Origin of the sequence: Novosphingobium naphthalenivorans NBRC 102051, assembly GCF_001590985.1 — a bacterium.
Classification (GTDB): domain Bacteria; phylum Pseudomonadota; class Alphaproteobacteria; order Sphingomonadales; family Sphingomonadaceae; genus Novosphingobium; species Novosphingobium naphthalenivorans.
In genome coordinates, this window is record NZ_BCTX01000023.1 from 1 (window position 1) to 18005 (window position 18005).

An 18005-nucleotide genomic window follows, 5' to 3' on the forward strand; every position below is an offset into this window, starting at 1 on the left:
GGGGGCCCCGCTTTCTTCCGCTGCGATCGCAGAAGCGGGGCCCCCGCCTGCGCGGGGGCGACGGGATAGGGTTTCCGGATTTGGCCACCTGACGGCGCTCTCCAACTGGTACACTTTCCGTTTCTGCCCGGTCGTCAGCGGCGATCCCGCGCTGCTGACCGCCCTCGCCCGCGATCTTGCGCATAAGGCCCACCGCGTGACGCTGTCCGGCCTGCCGGACGAGGACGGCAGCGCCAGCCTGCTGCAAGCCGCTTTCCGCGCCGCCGGATGGGTGGTGCTGCGCGAAGCGTGCGACACCAACCATATTCTCCCGGTCCGGGGCCGCAGCTACGATGAATACATTGCGGACCGTCCCGGCAAGCTGCGCACCACGCTCAAGCGCAAGTCGGGCAAAGTCGAAACGCAGGTGCTCACCCGTTTCGACGACGACGTCTGGGCCGCCTACGAGGATATCTACGCCGAAAGCTGGAAGCCGGAAGAAGGCTCGCCCGATTTCCTGCGCGCCTTTGCCCGCGCCGAAGGCGAAGCGGGCCGGTTGCGGCTCGGCGTCGCGCGGGCGGGCGGCGAGGCCATTGCCGCGCAGATGTGGACGGTCGAGGGCGGCACCGCCTTCATTCACAAGCTCGCACACCGCGAAGCCGCCAAGCCGCTCTCGCCCGGATCGGTGCTCACCGCCGCGCTGCTGCGCCACGTGATCGATACCGATAAGGTCGATCTGGTCGACTTCGGGACCGGCAACGATCCCTACAAGCGCGACTGGATGGAAGAGGTCCGCCCGCGCTTCCGCCTCGACATGTTCCGCCCCGCGGCCCCTGCCAACTGGCCGGTTCTCGCGAAGGCCGCCCTGCGATACCTTGCCGCAAAGGCCAAGCGCGGCTAGAGGCGCGCCGTTAATCATGCCATCAGACCGAGGGACCATGTCCGACGATACCGACCAGTTGCTGCGCCGCATCCTCACGGACGTGCTTGGGCTCAAGCCCGGTCAGGCCGATGGTTTCGACGCCGACACCGGCCTGTTCGGCCACTTGCCCGAACTGGATTCGATGGCCGTGGCCGGCCTCTTGACCGAACTGGAAGACCGGCTCGACATCGTCATCGAGGATGACGAGATCGACGGCGAGATGCTGGAAACCTTCGGCGGCCTGCTCGCCTTTGCCGAGGCCAAGCGTACCGGAGCATGAGGCAGGCGCGATGACCCCGGCGACCTGGCCCTGCCCGCTGCCTGCCGGTGGCGCAGCCCGGGAATATGCCCTGGTCTTCGACAGGGGACGCCAGCATCGCCTGCTGATCGTCCCCGCCCTGTTCGACGAAAGCAACCGCCTGCGCCGCTTCACGGTGGAAGTCATGCGCCGGCTCGATGGCGCCGGGATCGACTGTTTCCTGGCCGATCTGCCCGGCTGCAACGAGAGCCTGCAGCCGCTCGAACGGCAGGACACCACCGACTGGACCGATGCCGCGACGGCCGCGGCGTGCCATTTCAAGGCCACCTACGCCCTCGGCATTCGCGGCGGCTGCCTGTTCACGCCCACGGGCCTGCCGGTGTGGCACTATGCCCCGGTCAAGGCCGCCTCGATCCTGCGCCAGATGCTGCGCGCGCGCATTCTCGCGGCCCGCGAGGCCGGGCGCGAGGAAACCCGCGAGCTGCTGGCGGAAACCGCCGTCGTCTCGGGCATCGAGCTGAGCGGCTACCGGCTCGGCGCCGATTTCTTCCGCCACTTCGAGAAAATGGCGCCTGCATCCCGCGCCGCCACGATCGCGCAGGAAGCCGTGGGCGGCAGCGGGCTATGGATGCGCGCCGAACCGGGCGAGGACAGCGCGCAGGCCGATGCCCTGGCCGCCATCCTGATCGCGGGAATCGCGCCATGAGCCGCCGTCACTTCCCATTCGTCTGCGAAGGCGCGCGGCTGGCCGCCACGCTGGACGAAACACGGGACGACAGGGCGCCGGGCGAAACCGGCCTGCTGATCGTGACCGGCGGCAACGAAGTGCGCGGCGGCGCGTGGAACGGGCAGGCCCGTTTCGCCGCGCGGATCGCCGAAGCCGGCTTTCCCGTCCTGCGCTTCGACCGGCGCGGCACGGGTGACAGCGAGGGCAGCAACGGCGAGTTCCGCTCCAGCGGCCCGGACATGGCCGCCGCGCTGGCCGCGTTCCGGCAGGAATGCCCGCAGCTTACCCGTGTCGTGGGCCTGGGCAACTGCGATGCCGCCGCCGCGCTGATGCTGGCAGGCGGTGCCGGGCTCGACGCGCTGGTGCTGTCCAACCCCTGGACGATCGACGATGCGGAAGAAGCCGCGCCTGCCGCCGTGGTGCGCGATCATTACCGGCGGCGGCTGGCCGATCCGGCCGCCATCCGGCGCCTGCTCACCGGGCAGATCCCGATCGGCAAGCTGATCCGCAGCCTGCTCTCCGCCCTGCGCCCTTCCCCCAAGGCTCCCGCCGGGCTCGCCGCCGAAATCGCTGCGGGACTGGCCCCGTTCAAGGGCCCGGTCCGCTTCCTGATCGCCGGACGCGACCGCACCGGCCTCGCCTTCGTGGCGAAGTGGGACAAGGCCGACAAACGCATCCACACCTGCCCCGGCGCTTCGCACAGCTATGTGGAACCCGAAGCACAGGACTGGCTGGTGGAGCAGGTGCTGGACGTTCTGAGGGCATAGAGCCCCCTCCTTTTCAGAGGAGGGGGTTGGGCGTGGTGGCGTGCCCGCGTTGCGCTGTGCCGCGGCACCACCCCGCTGCGACTAAGGCCTGCTGCGCAGACCCAAGTCTCGCGCCCCTCCTCTGAAGAGGAGGGGGAAATGGTGGCGAAACTGCCCCACCTTGACATTTATAACCAAATAGGTTATAAATCCCTCCGCCGATCACCCATCGGCAAACAGCGTGCGGGACGGAAGGTGTGGAGCTGACACCTTCGCCTTTTCCGTCACGCGGCCGGTGCCCGGATGCGAATTTGCCGGTCACCTTTCGCAAAGTCTGGATGCGTGGATGAAGCCGGGGGTATGCCCCCGGGGCAGGCGGCAAGGGAGCGAGCCCGGCCCGCCACCCCCGCGCACCACAGGGCCGCGCCGGTGAGTTTCCTTCGGGTCTGCCCCTCTTCCGGCCGTTCGCAGATGAAATGGCACGATCCAGGCCACACCGCCCGATGCTGGCGGCTCTGCACCGGCCGCACCGCCGTTGCCTGCGATTTCCCGGCGCCCTATCCGCATTCGCCAGCGGAGGATGAGGGGTGCCTCCCCCTCCACCATCCTTCGGATGGTCCCCCTCCCCGAGCAAGCTCGGGGAGGAATTTACACCGATCTCTCCAGTTCCTCCCCGAGCTTGCTCGGGGAGGTGGCGCGCGCGTAGCGCGTGACGGAGGGGGAATTACCCCGCCGTGAATTCCTTCTCCGCCAGATAGCGTTCGGCATCGAGCGCGGCCATGCAGCCCATGCCTGCAGCCGTGATCGCCTGGCGGTAGGTGTGATCGCAGACGTCGCCGGCCGCGAAGACGCCGGGGATGTCGGTCTTGGGCGTGCCGGGCTGGACCAGCAGGTAGCCCGTCCCGTCCATCGCCAGCTTGCCCTTGAACAGTTCGGTCGAGGGTGCGTGGCCAATGGCGACGAAAGCGCCTTCGGTCTCGAACTCGCTGGCCTCGCCCGTCGCGGTATCGGTCAGCGCCAGCGCGCGAAGCTGGCCGTCCTCACCCGCGACGAAGCTGTCGACTTTCTTGTTCCACAGCACCGAGATCTTCGGATTGGCGAAAAGGCGGTCCTCCAGGATCTTCTCGCAGCGCAGCGAATCGCGGCGGTGGATCAGCGTCACGTCGTCGGAATGGTTGGTGAGGTAGAGCGCCTCTTCCACGGCGGTATTGCCGCCGCCGATGACCACCACTTTCTTGCCGCGATAGAAGAACCCGTCGCAAGTGGCACAAGCCGAAACGCCCTTGCCCGAAAGCTCCTGCTCGCCCGGCACGCCCAGCCACTTGGCCTGCGCGCCGGTGCAGATCACCAGCGTATCGCCTTCGTAGATGTCGCCGCCGTCACCGATGGCCTTGAACGTGCCGCCGGTGAGGTCGACCGAAGTGATCGTGTCCCACATCATCCGCGTGCCGACATGCTCGGCCTGCGCCTGCATTTCCTGCATCAGCCAGGGGCCCTGGATCACTTCGCGGAAACCGGGGTAGTTCTCGACATCGGTAGTGATGGTCAACTGGCCGCCCGGCTGCAGGCCCTGCACCACGATCGGCTCCATCCCCGCGCGCGCGCCATAGATCGCGGCGGAAAGCCCAGCCGGGCCGGAACCGATGATAAGCATACGGGTCTTGTGCGTCGTCGCCACGTCTGTCCTCCAAAACTGATGGCAGGCGAGATAGGGACAAGGAGCCGGGTTTGCCAAGCGCGGGGCGGCGATCGTTTTGCTTCATCCCCGCAAATCACAGCTTCGATTGACCTCGGCGCCCGCCCGCCCCAGTGTCGCCGCCATGGAAACGCAACTCGGCCCCACCTCCAACCGCTTCATTTCACAGCGCCTGCGCCTCAATTACGTCGATTGGGGCAATCCGGAGGCGCCGCCGCTGATTCTCCAGCACGGCGGGCGCGACCATTGCCGCAGCTGGGACTGGGTGGCCGAGGAACTGCGGCACGACTGGCACGTGATCTGCCCGGACCTGCGCGGCCACGGCGACAGCGAGTGGTCGCCCGAGGGGCACTACGGCATGGACGCCTTCGTCTATGACTTCGCCCAACTCGTCCACACGCTGGGGTATGAACAAGTGACGATCATCGCCCATTCGCTGGGCGGCAGCATCACCACGCGCTTTACCGGGCTCTATCCGGAAAAGGTGGCGAAGTTCGTCAATATCGAAGGGCTCGGCCTGCCGCCGAAGACTCGCCGCGAACAGGAGCAGACGAACGCCTGCGAGCGCCTGCGCCAGTGGATCGGGGACAAGCGCAAGGCCTCCGGCCGCACGCCGCGCAAATACGCCACCCGCCGCGATGCCTATCAGCGGATGAAGGAGGAGAATTCCTTCCTCACCGACGAACAGGCCCGCCACCTCACGATCCATGGCGCCAGCCGCAACGAGGACGGCACCTGGAGCTGGAAGTTCGACAATTACCTCAACGTCTGGTCCGGCTCCGATCTGCCCGCCGACGATATCGCCGCCTTGTGGGAAGCGATCACCTGTCCGATGCTGCTGCTCTGGGGCAACGACAGCTTCGCCGCCAGCCCGGCTTCGGACGGGCGCATGGATTACTTCCCGACGGCGAAACTGATCGAATACGAAAACGCCGGACACTGGCTGCACCACGACCAGTTCGACCGTTTCATGGGCGATGTGAAGGCGTTTCTGGGGTAATCCCGAGACGCGTCAATCAGAACGCATACCGCCGCGCTTCGTCATTGCGCGCCGCGGGCGAAGCCATCCAGGGCGGTTCGCGCCTGCTCCGGATGGCCCTCCGGATTGCCGCGCCGCCTTTGGCGGCTCGCAATGGCAGCGGCCTGCGGCATATCTCGCCAGTTCCCAGCAACGGGCTTTGGCATCAGCGGCGCGCGTCGGCCCTTCCTTCTTCCTCTTGCGGCTTGCGCCCTCTTGCCGATACTAGCCATGCTTAGTATCGGCACATAAGCAGCCACGACAGGACGATTCATGAACGCTGAGAGCACGATCGCGGCCGAGGGAGAGAACGGCACCGTAACCCCGCCGCGCAAGCGCAGCCTGCGCACGATTCTGATGCTTGCGGGCCCGGCGCTGGTACTGGCCGGTTCGGGCTGGTTCTACCTGACCGGCGGCCGCTACGAATCGACCGACAACGCCTCGCTGCAGACCGGCATGGTGGCGATCAGCCCCAGCGTGGCGGGCACGGTCGTTTCGGTGGAGGTCAAGGAAAACCAGCGCGTGGTGAAGGATCAGGTGCTCTTCCGCATCCGGTCCGACAGCTTCGAAACCGCCGTGGCCGAAGCCCAGGCCGAACTGGCCAATGCCCGGACCGACGTCGGTTCGACCCGGGCCGACTATCGCGAGGCGCTTTCGCAAGTGAGCGCCGCCAAGGCCCGCTACCAGCTCGCGACCAGCGAAGCGGCGCGGCAGAAGTCGCTGGTGGCCGAAGGAATCTCCTCGCAGGCCCAGTACGACGAGGCCGTGACCGAAGCGCGCACCGCGCAGGACGGCATCGCCGCTGCCGAGGCCAAGGCGGAAAGCCTTTTGGCCAGCCTTTCCGGCAATGCGGGCGGCAACGTTTCCGATCAGCCCGATGTCCGCAAGGCGGCATCAAAGCTCGAACAGGCCCGCATCAACCTGGCCGATACCATCGTGCGCGCCCCGCAGGACGGCGTGGTCACTCGCGTCAACCAGCTGCAGGTCGGCAACTACGTGACGCCGGGCCGCCCGGTCTTCATGCTCACGGGCCTGCATTTCTGGGTTCAGGCCAATTTCAAGGAAAACCAGCTGCGCTACATGCGCCCGGGGCAACCGGCCGAGATCGAAATCGACGCCTTCCCCGATCGCCCGCTGAAAGGCCACGTCGAAAGCTTCAGCCCCGGCACCGGGTCCAGCTTTTCAGTGCTCCCGGCGGAGAACGCGACGGGCAACTGGGTCAAGGTGGTCCAGCGCCTGCCGATCCAGGTCGCGATCGACGAGGCGCCGAAGGACCTGCCGCTTAGCGCGGGCCTGAGCGCCAGCGTCGAGGTCGACACCGGGCACCAGCGCCATCTGTTCGGGTCCGCGCCCAGCCAGAAGCCATAAGGCAGCGGCGGGCGGCCCCGGGCGATGACGACCACGATCCCCATCCAGTATCCCAGCAAGGCGCGGCGGATGCTGATCACGATTCCCTGCATGATCGCCACGACCATGGTCGCGGTGGACATCACCATCGCCAATGTCGCCCTGCCCCACATGCAGTCGAGCCTGTCGGCCTCGCAGGAGCAGGTGCTCTGGGTGCTGACGTCCTACCTCGTCGCCAGCGCCATCGCCACGCCGCTCAGCGGATGGCTGGCCGGGCGGGTCGGCCGCAAGAACGTGATGCTGGTCTCGGTCGGCGGCTTCACGATCGCCTCGGCCCTCTGCGGCCTTTCCACCAGCCTGCAGATGATCGTCCTGTCGCGGTTCCTGCAAGGGGCCTGCGGCGCGGCGCTGATACCGCTCAGCCAGGCGATCCTGCTCGACATCAATCCGCCCCGGGAACATGCCAAAGCCATGGCGATCTATGCGCTGGGCTCCATGGCCGGACCGATCGTGGGGCCGACGCTGGGCGGCTACCTGACCGATTCGCTGAGCTGGCGCTGGGTCTTTTTCGTCAACGTGCCGTTCGGCATCGTCTCGTTCCTCGGTATGCTGGCCTTCCTGGCGCGGCGCCACATCCGCGAGCAATCGCGCTTCGACCTGTTCGGCTTCGTCGCGGTATCGATCGCGCTGACCTCGCTGCAGCTCATTCTCGACCGCGGCCAGCACCTCGACTGGTGGGAATCCACCGAGATCCGCATCTACGCGCTGATCCTCGCGATTTCCGGCTACCTGACGGTAGTGCACATGTTCACGGCGAAAGGCACGTTCATCCGGCCGGAACTCTTCCGCGACCGCAACTTCGCCGTCGGCTCGGTCTTCAGCATGATGATCGGCGTCGTGGCTTTCGCCACCATCCCGCTGGTGGTGGTGATGACCCAGGCCCTGCTGAACTATTCGGCATTCGACACCGGCCTGCTCGGCCTGCCCCGCGCCGTGGGGACACTGGTATCGATGGCCATGGTGGCGCAGCTTGTCGCCCGGGTGGACGTGCGCGCGATCATCATCGCCGGGCTGGCGTTCATGAGCGCCGGGATGCTGATGTATTCGCACATGGATCTCTACGTCGACGAGCGGGCGCTGGTGATTGCCGGCTTCGTTCAGGGGATCGGCAGCGGGCTGATCTTCGTGCCGCTTTCCGTCGTGGTCTTTTCGACATTGGCGCCCAAGCTCCGCAACGAAGGCGCCTCGATGTACGCGCTCACCCGGAACATCGGCAATGCCGTGGGGATCTCGCTGCTCAACGTGGAGCTGGTCCGCGACGTCGCCGCTTCGCGCAACAGCCTGATCCAGAACCTGCGCCCCGACAATCCGGTGCTGCAATATGCCCGCCCGGACATGGACTTCGGTTCGACCCAGGCCCTTGCCGGCGCCAATGCCGAGATCATGCGCCAGTCCGCCATGGCCGGGAACATTTCAACTTATCATCTCGTCGTCATCCTGACCCTTGCCCTGATACCGCTGGTGCTCCTGCTGCGGGTCAGCAAGGTCAAGGCCGGAGACGCAACGCTTCCGATTGGGGAATGACATGAAGCGCCTGACCGCCGCCGCCCTGGTTCCGCTGCTCGGCTGCTGCCTGCTGGCCGGCGGCTGCACGGCCGTGGGGCCGGATTTCGCCCCGCCCGCCGCGCCTTCCGCCAAGGCCGGCTATGCCGGTGACGGCGGAGACCGTGCGGCACTGGCCGAAGGGCCGGACGCCGGGTGGTGGAAGGCCTTCGGATCGCAGCAGCTCGATGCTTTCGTCGCGCGCGCGCTTACCGGCAACCACAGCCTCGCCGCCAGCCGCGCCACGCTCGAAAAGGCGCGCGAACGGATCGCTGCCGTTGCCGGCAGGCGCCTGCCGCAGATCGACGCACAGGCCCGCGCCGAGCACGAACAGGTCAATCTCGCCGCGTTCGGCTTCACCGGCTTCGAGGGCGTCAGCCTCTCCAATCCCGAATTCGATCTCTACACCGTCGGCGGCGGCATATCCTACGATCTCGACCTGTTCGGCCGGAACCGCCGCGCGCTGGAGCAGGCCAGGGCGCAAGCGGAAGCGCAAGTCCGCGCCACCGAGGCGGCGCATCTGGTGATCGCCGGACGCGTCACCGGGCAAGTGCTGGCGATCGCCGCGCTCAACGACCGTATCGCCACCGAGCGCAAGCTGCTCTCCGAGGACGAGCGCAACCTGTCGCTGACCCGGTCGCGCCAGAAAGCCGGTGCAGGCACATTGGTGGAAGTGCTGAGCGCCCAGGGGCAGCTCGCCAGCGACCGCGCCAGCCTGCCCGGGCTGGAGCAGCAGCTCGCCGAGGCGCGCGCGATGCTGGCGGTGCTGCTCGGCATCTCTCCCGCCGAGCTGGAACCCACCGATTTCGGGCTCGACGACTTCATCCTTCCGGCCAGCGTGCCGGTCGCCCTGCCCTCCGCGCTGGTTCACAAGCGGCCGGACATCCTCGAAGCCGAAGCGCGGCTGCACGCCGCCACCGCCGCTGTCGGCGTGGCGACCGCCGGGCTCTATCCCGACATCACGCTGGGCGCCTCGATCACCCAGGGCTCACCCGATCCGGACCGGATCACCAGCGGCAAGTTCAATGCCTTCGACATTTTCGCAGGCCTTACCGCGCCGATCTTCCACGGCGGCACGCTCAAGGCCAACAAGCGCGGTGCCGAAGCCGAAGCCCGCGCCGCCGCCGCGCAGTACCGGGAAGTCGTCACCGAAGCTTTCGGCCAGGTCTCAAACCTGCTTTCCGCGCTCGAAAGCGATAGCCGCGAACTGGCCGCCCGGCACGAGACCGCGCAGATCGCCGACCGTTCGCTCTACTTGTCCCGGCGCAGCTTTCAGGTGGGCAACAGCGGCATCCTGCAGGTTCTCGACGCCAGCCGGTCCTACCAGCGCGCCCGGCTGGCGCTCGTCGAGGCACGCACCCGCCAATACCAGAACGTCGCGCGGCTCTACGTCGCGACGGCTGGCGGCTGGATCGAGCCGAAACCGGAATAGGCAAGAGGGCTCCTGCACCAGAACGGATCGCCATTCAGGCCCGGCGGCCTGCAATGGCGATCCATCCCGGGGAGCAACCGCGGTCAGGACAGCAGGAAAAAGCCCAGAGCTGCCCAGCAGCAGACGCACAGCAGGATCGCGACGACAAGACCACGCGCATCGTGTTCCTGCCCCAGATCCTGAGTCCGCTGCGACAGATAGACCGTTCTTGCGGATTGGCCCTGATCGCGATCTATCCGCCCTTCCAGGCGGTGATCGAACCGGATGATATTTTCTTCTGCGACCTTCATCCTGCATCCTCAACTTACCGGAGAAGAGCGCATCCCGGCGCCTTCAACTCCGATCGTTTTTTCCCACTTCGCAAAATGCGCGTCTGTTGACGTCACTCGCTTTGCAGCGCCCCGATAACAAAAATTGCGTTTCCAGACTAGAACTGCATTCAATATTTCTTCGATTTAACGCCTCATTCCACAAGGCCGAACAATTTCTCCTACAGTAAAAGACCGCATAAAACCGGATCACATGCAGACGGCATCTCTCCGTATTTTGCACTGCACAAAACCCTTCTTTGACCTTAAAATGAAAATGATGGCGGCATTCACCAAAGAATGCATCCGCCCTGCGCATTGCATGGCAGCATCGAGCGCCGGGCAAAACGGGCCCCGCCCGGCCTCACGCCGCCATTTTCGGGACTCCCGTCCTGCCTGGGGATTCCGGGCTGATCTGCGTTGCCGATTCGGGGCTAGCGGGCTTGCTGAGCCTGCCTGACACGCCTAGGTTCCAAGCATGAGCCGCACGATGCAACTCAAGATCAAGATTCAGATCTATTGCGGGAACGAGATCGCCATGGGTCCCGGCAAGGCCGACCTGCTGGACGCAATCCGCGAGCATGGCTCGATTTCCGCCGCGGGCCGGGCCATGGAAATGAGCTACCGCCGCGCCTGGTTGCTGGTCGATGCCATGAACCGCTGCTGGCAGGAGCCTCTGGTGCACACCGCGCCGGGCCGCGCCGAAGGCAGCGGAGCCCGGCTGACCGCCATGGGGGAACGGGTTCTGACGCACTACCGCGCCTTGCAGGAAACCCTGCACAGCGCGGCGGAAGGCAAGGACTGCGCCGTGCTGTCCCAACTGCTGCTTTCCGAACCGCGCGTCAGCCAGAAGGCCTGAAGCTTAACCCTTGCCGGTCCGCGCCAACGCCACAGGCATTGGCTCTAGGCAATTGCGCGATATCCATATACATTAAGATACAGAACCTGTTCGGAGACGTTCTGTAATGCGCAAGGCTCTTGCTCTTTTCGCAGTTCTGGCAGCCTTGCTGGCCACACAAGTGGCCCTCGCCGCACCCCGCGCCCAGCCGCCGCTGGTGCTGGCCGCGGCCAGCCTGCAGGAATCGATGAACGCCGCCGCAGACGCCTGGAGCGCCAAGGGGCACCCGCGCCCGCGCATCTCCTTTGCAGGCTCGTCCGCCCTCGCCCGGCAGATCGAGGCGGGCGCCCCCGCGGACATCTTCATCTCGGCCGACGAGCCGTGGATGGACGAGCTGGAAGGCAAGAAACTGCTCAAGCCCGGCACGCGCGTATCGTTCCTGCGCAACACGCTGGTGCTGATCGCCCCGCGCGGCAGCACGATGAAGATGGCGGTGCGGCCGGGTATGCCGCTGGCCAAGGCGCTCGGCACGGGGCGGCTGGCCGTCGCCGACCCGAACGGCGTGCCGGCCGGCATCTACGCGAAACAGGCCCTGACCAAGCTCGGCATCTGGAACTCGCTGCAAGGCAAGCTGGCCCCGGCCGAAAACGTGCGCGCCGCGCTGGCGCTGGTGAGCCGCGGCGCGGCTCCGCTCGGCATCGTCTATGGCACTGACGCGCAGGCCGATCAGGCGGTGAAAGTCGTGGGCCTGTTCCCGCAGACCAGCCATGCCCCGATCAGCTATCCCATCGCCCTGCTCGCCTCGTCATCAAACCCGGAAGCCGAAGGGTTTCGCCGGTTCCTGATTTCCAGCCAGGGCAAGGCGGTATTCCGCCGCTTTGGCTTCGGCACCAAATAGTCCGCACATGGGGGGACTTTCTCCGGAGGAATGGGAGGTCCTGCTCCTCTCGCTGAAAGTGAGCGGCGTCGCCATCGCGGCCGTGCTGCCGCTGGCTTTCGGGCTCGCGTGGATGCTCGCCCGCTGGCGGTTTCCCGGCAAAGTCCTGCTCGATGCCGTGGTGCACCTGCCACTGGTGCTGCCCCCGGTGGTGACGGGCTGGCTGCTGCTGCTGACATTCGGCACCAATGCCCCGCTCGGCCGCTTCTTCGCCGATACCATCGGCCTCACCTTCCTGTTCCGCTGGACCGGCGCGGCGCTGGCGGCCGCGGTGATGGCGCTGCCGCTGATGGTCCGGGCGATGCGGCTGTCGCTGGAGACGGTCGACCGGCGGCTGGAAAACGCCGCGCGCACACTCGGCGCCGGGCCCTGGCGCACGTTCTTCACCGTCACTCTGCCGCTCGCCACGCCGGGGATCATGGCCGGACTGGTGCTGGGGCTGGCCCGCTCGGTCGGCGAATTCGGCGCGACCATCACGTTCGCCTCGAACATTCCCGGCGAGACCCAGACGCTGCCGCTGGCGATCTACAGCGCGCTGCAGCTTCCCGGATCGGAATGGCAAGTGGCGCGGCTGGCGGGGCTGTCGGTGCTGCTCTCGGTCAGCGCGCTGGCGCTGTCCGAATGGCTCTCGCGCCGCAACAGTGAGGGAAAGGACCGTCATGTCCTTTGACATCGCCATGACCCTGCAGCGCGGCAGCCTGCACATGACGTACGAATTCACCGCCGGTCCGGGCCTCACCGCGCTGTTCGGCCCTTCCGGCGCGGGCAAGACCAGTCTGCTCGACGCCGTCGCCGGGCTGGCCCGCCCCACGGACGGGCATATCGCGGTGGCGGGAACGGTGCTGTTCGACCGCGCCCGCAAGATCGATCTGAAACCCGAAAAGCGGCGCTGCGGCTATGTCTTCCAGGACCACCGGTTGTTCCCGCACCGCAGCGTGCGCCGCAACCTGCTCTACGGCTGGCGGCTGGTCCGGCCCGAGGAGCGCTGGCTGTCGATCGACCTCGCGCTAGACCTGCTGGGCATCGGCCACTTGCTCGACCGTATGCCCGCCACGCTTTCGGGCGGCGAGGCGCAGCGCGTCGCCATCGGCCGGGCGCTGCTTTCCGCCCCGCGCTTCCTGCTGATGGACGAACCGCTCGCCTCGGTCGATGCCAACCGGCGCGAGGAAATCCTCAGCCTGATCGAACGCATTCGCGACGAGCTGAAGCTGCCGATCCTCTACGTCAGCCATGACCGCGCCGAAGTGGAACGGCTCGCCCAGCAGATCGTCGCGGTGGAGCCGGTGCAGGCGAAAGCCGCGCCGCGCGATCAGGTGGCCCCGATCAATTCGCGGCCGATCAACATGCGGCGGATCTCGTTGGTGCCTGCGCCGATGTCGAGCAGCTTGGCATCGCGCAAGTAGCGCTCGACCGGCCAGTCCTTGGTGTACCCCGCGCCGCCCAGCGCCTGCACCGCCTCGCCCGCCACGCGAAAAGCGTTCTCGCTCGCCAGCAGGATCGCGCCCGCCGCATCGAAGCGCGTCGTCTGCCCCCCGTCACAGGCCTTGGCCACGGCATAGACATAGGCCCGCGCCGATTGCAGCGCGACGTACATGTCCGCCACTTTCGCCTGCATCAGCTGGAACGCGCCGATCGGCTTGCCGAACTGCTTCCTCTCGCGAACATAGGGGATCACGGTATCGAGGCAGGCCTGCATGATGCCAAGCTGCAACCCGGCCAGAACCACGCGCTCGTAATCAAGCCCGCTCATCAGCACGCCGACGCCGCCGTGGAGCGGGCCCATCACGTTTTCCTCCGGCACGAAGCAATCGTCGAACACCAGCTCGCACGTGGGCGAACCGCGCATCCCCATCTTGTCGATCTTCTGGCCCGTGGCGAACCCGGCCATGCCTTTCTCGATCAGGAACGCAGTGATCCCCTTCGAACCTTCGCCGGTCCGGGCATAGACGACCAGCGTATCGGCATAAGTGCCGTTGGTGATCCAGAACTTGGTGCCGTTGAGCCGGAACCCGCCCGCGACCGCATCGGCGCGGAGCTTCATGCCGACGACATCGGAGCCCGCCCCCGTTTCCGACATGGCAAGGCTGCCCACGTGCTCGCCGGAGATCAGCCCCGGCAGATACTTCGCCTTCTGCTCTTCATTGCCCCAGCGGCGGATCTGATTGACGCACAAGTTCGAATGCGCGCCGTAGGACAGGCCGACCGAAGCCGATGCGCGGGAGACTTCCTCCACCGCGATCACATGTTCGAGATAGCCGAGCCCGATCCCGCCCCATTCCTCCTCGACGGTCAGCCCGTGCAGGCCCAGTTCGCCCATCGCCGGCCAGAGCTCGCGGGGAAACCAGTCCTCACCGTCCACTTTCGCCGCCAGCGGCGCGATCTGCTCATCGGCAAAACGCGCGACAGTCTCGCGGATCATCCGGGCACTCTCGCCCAGAGCGAAATCGAAATCGGGAGTGGCGCGCATCTTTCGTTATCCTTTCCCAGGCCGCTTGGCCGCGGCCCATGTTCCGCGAAGCAATAACGATACTGCGCAAAGACGCAACATTACTAAAGGTCAGCGTATAATTGCCTCACCCCCGGGAAGGATCTGCCTTGTGCCGGAACCTGCCGGTAACACCAGTTCCCTCCCCCATCGTCATGGCGAGGAGGCAAAGCCGACGCGGCGATCCAGTGCCGGCGCAACCCGCCCTGGATGGCTTCGCCCTTCGGGCTCGCCATGACGAAGGGCGGGAATGTGAGTTCCGATCAATGAGGCATGGTATCAATCCGCCGCTTCGCCGATCCGCAGCGACGCGCCAGCCGCAATCACCAAAGTGACGGCGGCAAAAGCCATCGTCCAGACCGGCTCGTGCGGGAAGAACGCCTTCATGATCGAGCCCATCACAGTCGCCACCAGCAATTGCGGCAGGACCACGAAGACGTTGAACAGCCCCATGTAGATGCCCAGCTTGCTCTGCGGCAGGCTGCTCGCGAGGATGGCGTAAGGCATGGCGAGGATCGAGGCCCAGGCCACGCCGATGCCGATCTCGCAGAACACCAGCGCGTCAGGATCGCGCAGCACCAGGAACCCGGCAAAGCCCGCCGCCCCTGCCAGAAGGCAGACCGCGTGCGTGCGCGCCTTGCCCAGCCGCGAAGAGAGCAAGGGCAGCAGGGCCAGCGCCGCGATGGCCGCCACGCCGTTGTAGACCGAAAACAGCACGCCGACCCAGTTTCCGGCTTCCTGATAGGCCGCGCTGGCCGGATCGGCCGACCCGAAGAAGTTCTGGGCGACTACCGGCGTGGTATTGATCCACATGATGAACAGGGCCGACCAGCTAAAGAACTGGACGAAGGCCAGCCGCTTCATCAGCGGCGGCATTCCCGAGAAATCGCCGACGATCCCGGCCAGCATAGACGCGCTGCGGCCGCTGCGGGCCAGGCGGATCGCCAGCATCACCGCCACGCCATAGGCAGCCAGCAATCCGGCAAGCAGATAGACTTCCTTTTCGAGCGCCCAGGTCCGCACGGCAAAGGCCACCACCGCGCCCGCCGCGATCCATGTCAGGCCGCCGGCCATGCTGCGTTCGGCCAGCCCCGCCGCGGAGGATGCGCCGTCATGGCTATCCGCTTCGGCCGTGGCGAAAGCGGCCTGTTCCTCCGGCGAATATTCGCGCGTGGTCAGCACCGTCCACATCACCGCCGCGAACAGCGCCAGCCCTCCGGCCCAGAAGCTGTAGCGCACCGTGTCCGGAATGCCGCCCGCAGGCGCGGTGTTGGCCACGCCCAGATGGTCGAGCAGGTAGGGAAACAGCGATCCCACGACCGCCCCCGTGCCGATGAACGCCGTCTGCACGGCATAGCCGGCCGTGTGCTGATCGCGCCGCAGCATGTCGCCCACGAAGGCCCGGAACGGCTCCATCGAGATATTGAGGCTGGCATCGAGCATCCACAGCAGCATCGCCGCCATCAGCAGCCCGCCGCTTGCGGGCATGAGCAGCAGCGCGATTCCCGCCAGCACCGCGCCGGACAGGAAATAGGGCCGCCGCCGCCCGAGCCGCCCCAGCCAGGTCCGGTCCGACATGTGGCCGACGATCGGCTGGACCAGCAGCCCGGTCAGCGGCGCAGCCACCCACAGCGCAGGCAGATCGTCGATGCTGGAGCCGAGCGACTGGAAGACCCGGCTCATGTTCGCGTTCTGCAGCGCGAAGCCGATCTGGATGCCGAAAAAGCCGAAGCTGATGTTCCACAGGCCAGCCCAACCCTGCCGGGGCTTTTCCCCGCGCGGTCCGTTCATCGCGTCCTTCCCCATACCCGGCCCAATATCCGGCGAACTGACGTCGCCTCTACTCGAACAACCGGCCTCGCACGCGCCAGCCGCATCGGCAAGATGCATACGAATGCCTAGGCGGCTGTGATGGGTCGAGAGAGGGGGTGGCGGCAGGTATCCGCGATTTTTGCCTAAGAGCGGCCGTTCCGGATGCCCGACAGAGCGGTCATCGATCTGAAACCGGGAAGCGAGGTGCGGCAATAAACGGACGATTTTTGGTGATCCTCCGTGGTGCCCAACTCCACCAAATGAACCAAATCATGGCACTGGCAACTCCGCCAATGACAACAACATTTCCCCACCAATGCGGAAGACCAAAGCGGTTCTCAGCAAACATCCAAACAAGAATTAGCATTACAAGGCAAGCTACGGCTCGCCAAATGCCGGATTTCCCCCCTACCCTGACCCAGTCTGCGAGAGCGCGTTCGTACTCTTCTTCAGTGACAAGCTTCCCTCCAGATTTCTCCGTCGGAAAAAACAGATAGCCTTCGTCCGTCTTTTGAAAGCGGCTCGTGAAGATCGTTACCGGGTCCAATATCGTCTTCCGTAACCTGAACGCTGAATAGGCTGGGAAAATCACGCTATCGCGGGTGTTGTGCCAACGCAATTTGGATGTCCGCTTCGTCCGACATTTCTACCGTTCGATCCGCTGTCCGCGCTTTCCGATAAAGCCGGTCATTCCGGCCTGAATTCCAACTAGCCCTAACCCGTAGTGCTCCGCCGGATCACCAGCCGGGCCGGAAGCGTTTCGGCAGGCCGCTGCCGGTCCTCGATCTGCGCCATCAGCGTTTCGACAAGGCGCTCGCCGGCGCCCTTGAGGTCCTGCATCACGGTGGTGAGCGGCGGATTGGTCATGCTGGCGGCGGGGATGTCGTCGAACCCCATGACGGCAACGTCGCCGGGGATCGACAGCCCGGCTTCGGCCAGCGCGCGCATGGCGCCGATCGCGATCAGATCGCTGGCGGCGAACACCGCATCGAAGGCCGTGCCATCGGCCAGCAGAGCGCGAACCGCCGCATAGCCTTCGTCCTCAAGACTGATGGCATTGCGCAGCAAGGCGGGGTCCGGGGCGATCCCGGCCGCGCCCAGCGCCTCGCACAGCCCGCGGTAGCGGTCGGCGAATTCGGGATAGTGCTCGTCCGCCTGCCCCAGGAACGCGATGCGCCGGCGGCCCAGCCCCAGCAGGTGCTCGCCCGCCATGCGCCCGGCCCCGACATTGTCGGACCCCACGGTCGCTCCCAGGTTTTCATCGTTCACCGATCCCCAGCGCACGAAATCCGTCCCCTGCCCCACCAGTTGCTGCAACCGGCTGCGGTAGAGCGTGTAGTCGCCATAGCCGAGCAGGATCAGCCCGTCGGCGCGGTGGCTGTCCTGATAGCGCACGTGCCAGTCGTCTTCGAGCTTCTGGAACGAGATCAGCAAGTCCAGCCCCCGGTTCGCGCATTGGCGGGTAATCGCCCCGAGCATGGCCAGGAAGAACGGGTTGATCTTGGAATCGTCGAGCGTCTGCTCTTCGAAGAACAGCAGCGCGATGGTGTTGGAGCGCTGCGAGCGCAGCGACGAGGCGTTCTTGTCGACCGAGTAGTTCAACTCGCGCGCGATTGCCTCGATCCTCTCGCGCGTCGCCGCGCTGACTGACCGGCTGCCGCGCAGTGCCCGGCTTACCGTCGGCTGCGAAACCCCCGCGCGGTAGGCAATGTCGAAACTGGTCGGCCGGTTGCTCGGCTTGCGTCCCATGATCATCGTCCCGTCCCGCTCTTCTTTTATCCTGCGCCGACACATCGCGATTAAGATCGATTAACCGCCATGCAATCGAATGCGGGCCCACCATACAAAACCGCCATACAAAACCGTTGCATCCCCGCAACGCTCCGTGGCCTCTCAG

The 18005-nt window shown here is 66.1% G+C and carries 17 protein-coding genes and 1 pseudogene; 13 read left to right on the forward strand and 5 right to left on the reverse strand.

Translation table 11 applies throughout. The features are described from left to right. From NN5_RS09345 to NN5_RS09360, 4 genes are all read left to right on the forward strand, one after another. Nucleotides 1-880 (forward strand): GNAT family N-acetyltransferase (locus NN5_RS09345; protein ID WP_245656386.1); only part of this gene is annotated, 880 nt, incomplete at its 5' end. A gap of 37 nt (nt 881-917) precedes the next feature. Next, nucleotides 918-1181: an acyl carrier protein gene (locus NN5_RS09350; RefSeq protein WP_067734013.1), complete on the forward strand. Its 264-nt coding sequence runs from the start codon at nt 918-920 to the stop codon at nt 1179-1181. A 10-nt stretch (nt 1182-1191) separates the two neighbouring features. Beyond that, nucleotides 1192-1866: a hypothetical protein gene (locus NN5_RS09355; RefSeq protein WP_067734014.1), complete on the forward strand. Its 675-nt coding sequence runs from the start codon at nt 1192-1194 to the stop codon at nt 1864-1866. Then, the gene (locus NN5_RS09360; protein ID WP_067734015.1) at nt 1863-2654 is read left to right on the forward strand and encodes a hydrolase 1, exosortase A system-associated; all 792 of its coding nucleotides are present in this window, start codon (nt 1863-1865) and stop codon (nt 2652-2654) included. The genes NN5_RS09355 and NN5_RS09360 overlap by 4 nt, the downstream gene beginning before the upstream one ends. Nucleotides 2655-3357: 703 nt before the next feature. Here the strand turns inward: NN5_RS09360 and trxB are convergent. Further along, complete coding sequence (gene trxB / locus NN5_RS09365; protein ID WP_067734016.1) at nt 3358-4311, reverse strand: thioredoxin-disulfide reductase; 954 nt, start codon at nt 4309-4311, stop codon at nt 3358-3360. A gap of 142 nt (nt 4312-4453) precedes the next feature. Here trxB and NN5_RS09370 point away from each other — a divergent pair, with 142 nt between their 5' ends. From NN5_RS09370 to NN5_RS09410, 9 genes and pseudogenes are all read left to right on the forward strand, one after another. Further along, entirely contained in the window at nt 4454-5329 is an 876-nt protein-coding gene (locus NN5_RS09370) for an alpha/beta fold hydrolase (RefSeq protein WP_067734017.1), read from the forward strand. Between the two features lie 291 nt (nt 5330-5620). Beyond that, a complete protein-coding gene (locus tag NN5_RS09375; protein WP_067734018.1) occupies nt 5621-6715 on the forward strand; it encodes an HlyD family secretion protein in 1095 nt (364 codons plus the stop codon). 24 nt (nt 6716-6739) lie between these two features. Further along, complete coding sequence (locus NN5_RS09380; protein ID WP_067734019.1) at nt 6740-8278, forward strand: DHA2 family efflux MFS transporter permease subunit; 1539 nt, start codon at nt 6740-6742, stop codon at nt 8276-8278. Between the two features lies 1 nt (nt 8279). Continuing rightward, nucleotides 8280-9728 carry an efflux transporter outer membrane subunit gene (locus tag NN5_RS09385; protein WP_067734020.1) on the forward strand — a complete coding sequence of 483 codons (1449 nt, stop codon included), beginning with the start codon at nt 8280-8282 and terminating at the stop codon, nt 9726-9728. A 53-nt stretch (nt 9729-9781) separates the two neighbouring features. Then, complete coding sequence (locus NN5_RS25765) at nt 9782-10108, forward strand: hypothetical protein (protein WP_157081073.1); 327 nt, start codon at nt 9782-9784, stop codon at nt 10106-10108. A 406-nt stretch (nt 10109-10514) separates the two neighbouring features. Further along, the gene (locus tag NN5_RS09395) at nt 10515-10895 is read left to right on the forward strand and encodes a winged helix-turn-helix domain-containing protein (RefSeq protein ID WP_067734022.1); all 381 of its coding nucleotides are present in this window, start codon (nt 10515-10517) and stop codon (nt 10893-10895) included. Between the two features lie 106 nt (nt 10896-11001). After that, entirely contained in the window at nt 11002-11772 is a 771-nt protein-coding gene (gene modA, locus NN5_RS09400) for a molybdate ABC transporter substrate-binding protein (RefSeq protein ID WP_067734023.1), read from the forward strand. Nucleotides 11773-11779: 7 nt separating this feature from the next. Beyond that, nucleotides 11780-12481, forward strand: a complete 702-nt coding sequence (gene modB / locus NN5_RS09405; protein ID WP_067734024.1) for a molybdate ABC transporter permease subunit — start codon at nt 11780-11782, stop codon at nt 12479-12481. Beyond that, nucleotides 12471-13088 (forward strand): annotated as a pseudogene (locus tag NN5_RS09410) (molybdenum ABC transporter ATP-binding protein); the annotation flags it as partial. The gene modB and the pseudogene NN5_RS09410, both read left to right, overlap by 11 nt. A gap of 32 nt (nt 13089-13120) precedes the next feature. On the opposite strand, the gene NN5_RS09415 reads toward NN5_RS09410, so the two are convergent. The 4 genes from NN5_RS09415 to NN5_RS09425 all read right to left on the reverse strand — a co-directional run bounded on the left by NN5_RS09415 (nt 13121) and on the right by NN5_RS09425 (nt 17857). After that, nucleotides 13121-14278, reverse strand: a complete 1158-nt coding sequence (locus NN5_RS09415; protein WP_067734026.1) for an isovaleryl-CoA dehydrogenase — start codon at nt 14276-14278, stop codon at nt 13121-13123. 297 nt (nt 14279-14575) lie between these two features. Beyond that, nucleotides 14576-16087: an MFS transporter gene (locus NN5_RS09420; RefSeq protein WP_067734055.1), complete on the reverse strand. Its 1512-nt coding sequence runs from the start codon at nt 16085-16087 to the stop codon at nt 14576-14578. 199 nt (nt 16088-16286) lie between these two features. After that, nucleotides 16287-16655, reverse strand: a complete 369-nt coding sequence (locus NN5_RS25770; protein ID WP_157081074.1) for a hypothetical protein — start codon at nt 16653-16655, stop codon at nt 16287-16289. A gap of 167 nt (nt 16656-16822) precedes the next feature. Continuing rightward, a complete protein-coding gene (locus NN5_RS09425; protein WP_067734056.1) occupies nt 16823-17857 on the reverse strand; it encodes a LacI family DNA-binding transcriptional regulator in 1035 nt (344 codons plus the stop codon). Between the last annotated feature and the right edge of the window lie 148 nt (nt 17858-18005).

Excerpts from the sequence above, each read along its gene's own strand:
- NN5_RS09415 (WP_067734026.1), bottom strand. The coding sequence starts at position 14,278 with ATGCGCGCCACTCCCGATTTCGATTTCGCTCTGGGCGAGAGTGCCCGG.
- NN5_RS09360 (WP_067734015.1), top strand. The coding sequence starts at position 1,863 with ATGAGCCGCCGTCACTTCCCATTCGTCTGCGAAGGCGCGCGGCTGGCC.
- NN5_RS09425 (WP_067734056.1), bottom strand. The coding sequence starts at position 17,857 with ATGGGACGCAAGCCGAGCAACCGGCCGACCAGTTTCGACATTGCCTAC.
- NN5_RS09355 (WP_067734014.1), top strand. The coding sequence starts at position 1,192 with ATGACCCCGGCGACCTGGCCCTGCCCGCTGCCTGCCGGTGGCGCAGCC.
- modA (WP_067734023.1), top strand. The coding sequence starts at position 11,002 with ATGCGCAAGGCTCTTGCTCTTTTCGCAGTTCTGGCAGCCTTGCTGGCC.
- NN5_RS09385 (WP_067734020.1), top strand. The coding sequence starts at position 8,280 with ATGAAGCGCCTGACCGCCGCCGCCCTGGTTCCGCTGCTCGGCTGCTGC.
- NN5_RS09375 (WP_067734018.1), top strand. The coding sequence starts at position 5,621 with ATGAACGCTGAGAGCACGATCGCGGCCGAGGGAGAGAACGGCACCGTA.
- modB (WP_067734024.1), top strand. The coding sequence starts at position 11,780 with ATGGGGGGACTTTCTCCGGAGGAATGGGAGGTCCTGCTCCTCTCGCTG.
- NN5_RS25765 (WP_157081073.1), top strand. The coding sequence starts at position 9,782 with ATGGCGATCCATCCCGGGGAGCAACCGCGGTCAGGACAGCAGGAAAAA.
- NN5_RS09370 (WP_067734017.1), top strand. The coding sequence starts at position 4,454 with ATGGAAACGCAACTCGGCCCCACCTCCAACCGCTTCATTTCACAGCGC.
- NN5_RS09420 (WP_067734055.1), bottom strand. The coding sequence starts at position 16,087 with ATGAACGGACCGCGCGGGGAAAAGCCCCGGCAGGGTTGGGCTGGCCTG.
- NN5_RS09350 (WP_067734013.1), top strand. The coding sequence starts at position 918 with ATGTCCGACGATACCGACCAGTTGCTGCGCCGCATCCTCACGGACGTG.
- NN5_RS09380 (WP_067734019.1), top strand. The coding sequence starts at position 6,740 with ATGACGACCACGATCCCCATCCAGTATCCCAGCAAGGCGCGGCGGATG.
- NN5_RS09395 (WP_067734022.1), top strand. The coding sequence starts at position 10,515 with ATGAGCCGCACGATGCAACTCAAGATCAAGATTCAGATCTATTGCGGG.